Source organism: Protofrankia sp. Cj5, from assembly GCF_917627405.1.
Classification (GTDB): Bacteria; Actinomycetota; Actinomycetes; order Frankiales; family Frankiaceae; genus Protofrankia.
On sequence record NZ_CAKJTO010000082.1, the window covers coordinates 20141 to 24302 of the forward strand.

5 protein-coding genes are annotated in these 4162 nt (G+C 68.3%); 1 reads left to right on the forward strand and 4 read right to left on the reverse strand.

The window, feature by feature from the left end:
- Window positions 1-19 precede the first annotated feature (19 nt).
- The 4 genes from MJ777_RS16815 to MJ777_RS16830 form a co-directional block, all read right to left on the reverse strand.
- Window positions 20-253 (reverse strand): hypothetical protein, encoded by a 234-nt coding sequence (locus tag MJ777_RS16815; protein WP_239311079.1) that lies wholly within the window; start codon window positions 251-253, stop codon window positions 20-22.
- A gap of 84 nt (window positions 254-337) precedes the next feature.
- Window positions 338-1330, reverse strand: coding sequence for an AAA family ATPase (locus MJ777_RS16820; protein WP_239377102.1), 993 nt, complete (start codon window positions 1328-1330; stop codon window positions 338-340).
- Between the two features lie 320 nt (window positions 1331-1650).
- Window positions 1651-3087 (reverse strand): ATP-binding protein, encoded by a 1437-nt coding sequence (locus tag MJ777_RS16825; RefSeq protein ID WP_239377103.1) that lies wholly within the window; start codon window positions 3085-3087, stop codon window positions 1651-1653.
- A gap of 100 nt (window positions 3088-3187) precedes the next feature.
- Entirely contained in the window at window positions 3188-3424 is a 237-nt protein-coding gene (locus MJ777_RS16830; protein ID WP_239377104.1) for a hypothetical protein, read from the reverse strand.
- Between MJ777_RS16830 and MJ777_RS16835 the strand changes: the two genes are divergently transcribed.
- The coding region (locus tag MJ777_RS16835; protein ID WP_239377105.1) for an AAA family ATPase at window positions 3423-4162 on the forward strand (740 nt) is incomplete at its 3' end. The two genes, MJ777_RS16830 and MJ777_RS16835, sit on opposite strands and share 2 nt — an antisense overlap.

A 4162-nucleotide genomic window follows, 5' to 3' on the forward strand; every position in this document is an offset into this window, starting at 1 on the left:
TATTGCCGGGCGCTCTTAATCATCGTCCAGCGGAGGTTCCGCTCTGGCTGCGACTGATCTCGGCGTGGCGATGGGGCGCCGCGGCTCGGATCTGGCAGACGAGTGCGAGCCCGCCGAACACAGGGAGTGCGATGGGCACGCCCACACTCATGGTGACGGTTGTGGGCATGTGGCGGTGCCACACGGCGACCATGTCGACCATGCGCACAAGGGGCACCGCCACGCCGCGCATGAGGGCCACTGGGACGATCACTGACAGCTCATGCATCCCCGGGGCCGGTGCCGTCGTGGTCCGGTGACAGCACCGGCCCGGGAGTCAGCAGCCCGTACCCGAGGGTCAGACCGTTCCGGCGGCGGCTGTGTCCAGAGTCGGACGGGCCACCGGGATCAGCCCGGGGACGAGCCGGAAATCGGGGTCGATCTGGCCGGCCAGATCGACCCCGATGGCGTCGTTGGCCCAGGCGGTGGCATTGCGCAGGTGGATGTCGTGCATCTGCGTGATGAAGCGGTCCCAGTCCCGGTCGGTGGTGTCGACCGCGGCGTGGACCTTCGCGAGCGCGGCCAGGTCAGCCGGTTCGAGGTCACCGATACCGAACGGCCGGCCCTGCTCCATCGCCCGGACCGGCGCCGACTGGGTGAAGCAGGCCAGCAGGTCATCGCCAACCTCCCGGCGCAGGAACGCGACATCGTCCGGATCGGTTGTTTTGTTCCCGAGCACGGACAGGGTGATGTCGAAGTCGGCGGCGTAGCCACGGTACTGGCGGTGCACCGAGACCCCCTTACGGGTGGGCTCACAGACCAGGAACGTGTGGTCGAAGCGGGTGAACAGCCCGGAGGCGAACGCGTCGGCGCCCGCGGTCATGTCGACCACGACGTATTCGCCCGCGGTGTCGAGGAGGTGGTTGAGCAGCAGCTCGACCGATCCGAGCTTGGAGTGGAAGCAGGCCACGCCGAGGTCGTCCTCGGTGAACGCGCCGGTGGCCAGCAGCGTCACGCCGGCGACGTCGAGGCCGAACTGCGCCCACAGCGGGTTGTCATCGGTCACTGACAGCAGTCGCGATCCGGAGCCGGGCGGTGTCGTCTTCACCATCACCGCCGCCGAGGGGATGCGTGGGTTGTCTCCGCGCAGGTAGTCCTTGATCTCGTCGAGGTGCTCGCCCATCGGTGGCGGCGCGGTGTCCTCGTCGAGGCCGAGCGCGGTGCCGAGGTGCTGGTTGATGTCGGCGTCGATGGCCAGCACGGGGTGGCCGAAAGCGGCCAGGTGGCGGCAGAACAGTGCGGACAGCGTGGTTTTCCCGCTGCCGCCCTTACCGACAAATGCGATCTTCATGATGGTGCGCTCCGGGGTCGTGGCGGCACTGCCGCGATCGGGACAGGAAACACCGGAATCGTAATCGTTTTCATTAAAGCTCTCCCGGCAGCCCCGCCGGGCCCGCCGGGCCGGGCTGGACGGCGGTCGGCCATGCCCCCGTCCCGACCACCCTGTCGCCATCCGGCGTGGTGTCGTCCGGTATGGTGCCGCCCGGCGCCGCGCGGAGGCTGCGGACACGATCACAGGCCGCCGACGCTTCGGGGTGGCGCCCAGACAAGGCGTGGGGAAGCGTGGCTGTGGGTGGCGTTGCCAGGTATCCCCAAAGATTTCCTTGCGAGCTATGGGGAGAAGATGTCGGCGGCCGTGACGGTGAGGCTTCCCGGCGGCGCCCCGCGGACCTCCTCGCGGGCGCAGAGGGCGAGGCGAACCGGCTCAGGTCTGTCCGTCCTGTCCGCGTCCGCGTCCGTGCCGTCGGAGCCAGGTCGAACGGCCCACGGTGTGGCGATCCGCAAGGCAGGCGCCTTCTCCCATAGCCGGCTCGCGAGCCGTCCACCGTCGACCGCACGGGTCCACTTCGCCTCGCCGAGGAGAACCGGGTGCCTGTCTCTGCCCGCGAGCACGACCGCATCGATCTCGTTCTGGCCGCCCGTGCTCCAGTACGGTCCCACGGCTACGATGTCAGGGCCCAGTGCTGCGCCGACGGCGAGTCGACGCAGATGCTCGCGGAAGGCTTCCTCCCAGGGCGCGCCGAGATGATCGTCCAGGCTGTCGATCAGCACCGGCAGCAGCGCCTTGCCCAGACCACGTTCGATCTCCGCGCGGTAGCGGGAAAGTACGCCGAGATAGAAGGCCAGGAAATTGTCGGCAATCCGGTAGACGCTCCGCCGGCTGCGAGCGGTCTCGGTGACCGGCGTCAGTCGTTCGGCCAGCCGTAGCTCGATGAGCCGATCCAGTGTGCGGGCGGGTTCGGCGCGGACATGGTCCTTGATTTCGTTGTATTGCGAGCGGCCTGCGGCGATTGCGTGCAGTACGGCCGCCGGGTACTCACCGTGCTCCACCTCGGTGGCGAGCACCAGTTGTCCTTCGGTGAGCAGCGGTGCTCCGGGCCGGTAGGCCAGCCTCAGCAGGTTGTCGGCGACGTCGGCGGCCTGGTCCCACCACGACAGGTAGAGCGGCATGCCGCCGACCAGTCCGTACACGAGTGCGCGGTCGGCTGGCGCGAGGTCCGGCAGCATGAGCGCGGCCTCGTGCGGACGGAACGGATGCAGCGACAGCGACAGGTCGAATCTGCCGTACAGGGGTGCCCGCTGTTCCTGCAGCGCGGTCATGTGCCGCACGGCCGACCCGCACAACAGAAGCCGCAGTCTGGTCCTGCCAAGCGTCCGGTCCAGGAAGGCCCGCAGGATCCCCGGCAGGTCGGACGAGGTGTTGACGATCTCCGGGAATTCGTCCAGGACGAGGAGGAGCGGCTCGCGCTCGGCCGCGGCGGCGAGGTCGTCAAGGGCATCGTCCCAGTCGGCGTAGGGGCGGGCGGCCAGGTCGCGGAGGCGCCCAGGCAGCGCGGCCGCGGCCTGGCGGGATAGCTGCGCCAGTTCCCCTGCGGCCGCACGACCGGCTCCGGTGTGGAAGACCGACCGTCGGCCCTCCGCGAAGCGCTGCACCAGAGCGGTCTTGCCTACCCTGCGCCGCCCCCAGACCACCGCCGGACGCGGGTCGGTCGACTTCCACCAGGCATCGAGGGCTGCGAGTTCCTCGGTGCGATTGACGAAGGCCATGATCGCCCCAACTCCACGCAGGCAACTTACGTCGCCTGTAACTTACACCTACCGCTAGTTGTGTAGCCCGTCGGTAGCCGGCCACGTCCCAGCTCACCCGCTATGACGTGCACTGTTCCCGCCGGATGTTGATCGTCTCCGAACGGCACCCGGCGACGGTACTAACGTCTACACCGAGCATTTCGGGACTGTCCGAACGCTCGGCGTAAGTGGTGCTGCGCTCGGTAGTGGGCCAGTTGGTGGTGGTCGGGGTCAGGCGTCCCTCGAAAGTGATCACCAGCGCGTTGAGGGCGGGTGGGTTCGTCGACGGATCGACCACGACATAATTCGGCAGCATGGTGCACGCTTGGCCTTTCGTCGGCCGGTCCATCGAGGTGGGCCGGGTCACGGCGGCGCTAGCCGAGGGCCGAGGAATGCTCCTCGAGGGTGCGGCGGGCGTCGGCAAGAGTCGGTTGTTGCGGGAGATCGCCGGGCAGCAGGACGCGGGCACCTTCACGGTCAAGCGTGTGTACGCCACCGAGGCCATGTCCGCCATCCCGTTGGGGGCGCTCGCTGAATTCCTGCCTCATCAGGAGCCGCATGGGGTTGTGGGAGCACGGGAGCTCAACCTCGTCCTCGACAGCCTCGTCGAGCGGCCGTCGAGTGTTCACCAGGTGGTGTTGGCGATCGATGACATGCAGCTGCTCGACACGACGAGCGCCGATCTGGTTCTGCGCGCCACCCGGACCGGTCACGTGCTGGTCCTTGGGACACGTCGGACCCCGGGGATCGTTCCCGACAGCGTCGCGGAGCTGTGGAAGCGTGACCTGGTCACGCGGATCCCGGTCCCGCCGCTGGACCGGTCGCAGACTGATCACCTGTTGGCGGGTGTGCTTGGCGGCCGAGTGGAGGGACGCACGGGGAACAGGTTGTGGCAGCTGACGGAAGGCAACGTGTTGACGCTGCGCGAACTGGTCGACGGGTTGCGGGACTCCGGTGAGGTCAGCCAGGTCGGTGGCCTCTGGCACTGGTCCGGAGACATGACCCGGCTACACATCGACGTCTTCAGCGTTCTCGAGGAACGGGTGCGTAATCG